Source organism: Oleiphilus sp. HI0066, assembly GCF_001635725.1.
The window spans coordinates 1-2,643 of sequence record NZ_LWFH01001163.1 but is presented as its reverse complement, the minus strand read 5'-3'; the positions used below and the strand labels follow the sequence as shown (position 1 = coordinate 2,643).

Genomic DNA, 2,643 nt, shown 5'->3' with positions numbered 1-2,643 from the left:
GCAGTATAACGTGGCGTAGGTATTAAAAAAGCATCATGCCCGTGCGGAGCATCTATCTCACAATAACTCACGGGTTTGTTAGCTTTAATCATGGCGTCTACTAAGACTTGAGAACGTTCAGGAGAGAAACGCCAATCACTGCTAAATGAGGCTACAAAATAACTGCATTGTGATACTTCTAAGGCTTTGACTAAATCACCGTCAAAGTCTTGGGCAGGATCAAAATAATCCAAGGCGCGTGTCATGAGCAGATAAGTATTTGCATCAAATGTTTTAGAAAAACGTTTACCTTGATAATTTAAATAGGACTCGACCTCAAATTCAACACCATAGTCAAAATTGAAATTTTCTGACTTCGTGACACGTCCGAATTTTTCGCCCATTGCCTCGTCAGACAAATAAGTAATATGCCCAATCATTCTAGCGAGCATTAACCCTTTGGCCGGCACGGTATCATGCAAGTAGTAACGACCATCATGGAAACTAGGGTCTGATGTGATTGCTTTACGTGCAATCTCATTAAAAGCAATGTTTTGTGCTGTCAGTTTTGGTGTCGAGGCAATAACTACAGCGTGCTTTACGCGCTTCGGATAATCCAAGGACCAACGCAATGCCTGCATGCCACCTAAACTACCTCCAACAACGGCAGCCCAGACATCTATACCGAGTACATCAGCGAGACGCGCTTGGCTTTCCACCCAGTCTCGAACAGTGACGATAGGAAAATCTGGCCCATAACGTTCACCCGTTTCTGGGCATAGAGTGGTTGGTCCAGTGCTGCCTTTACAACCACCGAGATTATTTAAGCAAACAACGAAGAAAACGTTTGTATCAATCGGCTTTCCTGGCCCGATGCAACTGTCCCACCAACCGGGTTTTGGATCATCTTCTTGGTGATATCCTGCAGCGTGATGGTCGCCAGAAAGAGCATGGCAAATCAGTACGGCATTTGAACGAGACTCGTTCAATTCACCGTATGTTTCATAGATCAAATCATATTGCGACAAGGTCTTACCGCAATCTAATTTTAATGCTTGATCAAAGTGTTGGAGTTTGGGCTCAACTAGCCCAACAGAATCAGCTAACACGCTAAAGATAATTCCTATATCAAAGGCCTTTCTATAATCGTGCGAGTGTAAACGTGCTGCATGTGGAGCGCAACTTGACCCGTTAGATAATGACCTTATGTGTTGGAGTGCGCCTCTAACTGCTTCGCGATCGAATGCGTCAATGCAAGTTGCTGTTTAAGCATATCGATACGCTTCTGCATAGTAGAACACTCTTCCCGCTGACTTTTCTTCTCTTGCGCTAAACTCTGGAAGCTTTCCATTTGTTGTCGAAGCGCTTCTTTTTGTTCAACGGTATATTGCATCAGAGGTAGTAGAGCATCATCGGCCCAACAAGCTGCCTGTTCGGCTAACTCTTCATACACCTTACGAACATCTTGAACGAATGCATTTTTAAAGTGCTTGATGACTAATGTCTGCTCTGTCATCAAGAGCTTAGGATTTCTTCGATAACGTACAAACTTAGCTTTGATTACAGAAAGCTTCTGTCGATATTTTTTAATCGAAAAGCGAGTCGGATGAAGATGGTCTGCTTGATGATCGTGTTTAAAACGAGCGTACATTGAATCAACCATCTTTTCCGCGACACGTATTTCAACCATAAGATTGTCAAAGACACGATCTACGTCGTAAAAGAAGCGGCGCATCGCTTCGATCAATCCTTTTGTACTCCATGCATCTTGCATCGCTCTGCGAATATCGTCGGCAAGTGCATCAAACTTATCGAGATGAACAAGATCATGGAGGATTTCTTTCTGCGACATCATCAAACGTCGACTTGAACGCAAAGCAACGAGTTTTCTATAGAACTCAGCATGATCTTGTTGTGTTTGATCAGCAATATCATTCAGAGATGACTCAGCATCTTCATTGCGTTCATGCGCTAGTAAATGTTCTTTTGCGCGAACTAGCTGATGCCGTATTACTTTTTCACTGCTCTGTACTAAAGAACTGATATCAGAAATAGCTGAGCTGTAGAGTAAACATTCACGCTCGTTAACCAACTGCTCTATCAGCAAGTTTTCAAATTTTTGGAGGCCACTTTTCTGACCTAGCGCATCATCTTGTTTTACTTTTGCATGTAATGCTTTCTTTGCTGAAACTGGCAACACATGCTCTGCGGCAATACAAAGCTTTCTAGCAGTATCCTGCTTCACTGACTCAATCGCTGCAGCCGTATACGTCTCGCCCTGTAAGTCGTCCCACAAGACATCAATTTTATTCAATAAGGCATAACAGTATTTTTCTGAAGCCTCTCCGTTCGGAGAGATATATTGATTCCAAATCGCCATATCGCTCGCAGTTACACCAGCATCAGCTGAAAGCAAAAACACAACCGCTTGTGCATTTGGAATCATACTCACTGTCAACTCAGGCTCCGAACCCAACGCGTTTAATCCCGGAGTATCTAAAATACGCACACCTTGTTGTAGCAAAGGATGCTTTAGACTGAGCTGCGCATGACGCCATCGAGGAATAATAACCTTCTCGGGGTTTTCAAGATCTTGCTCTTGCATTGATTCTTCAAACCCCAAGGCAAGCGCTTCGTCTTTACTAACTGACACAACCTCAGCCA

General features: G+C 43.4%; 2 protein-coding genes. Both read right to left on the bottom strand.

Translation table 11 applies throughout. From position 1 onward, the window contains the following. On the bottom strand, positions 1–1,088 hold a 1,088-nt coding region (locus A3738_RS15505), incomplete at its 3' end, for a homoserine O-acetyltransferase (protein ID WP_369819809.1). 95 nt (positions 1,089–1,183) lie between these two features. Then, positions 1,184–2,643 (bottom strand): hypothetical protein (locus A3738_RS15500; protein ID WP_068763711.1); only part of this gene is annotated, 1,460 nt, incomplete at its 5' end.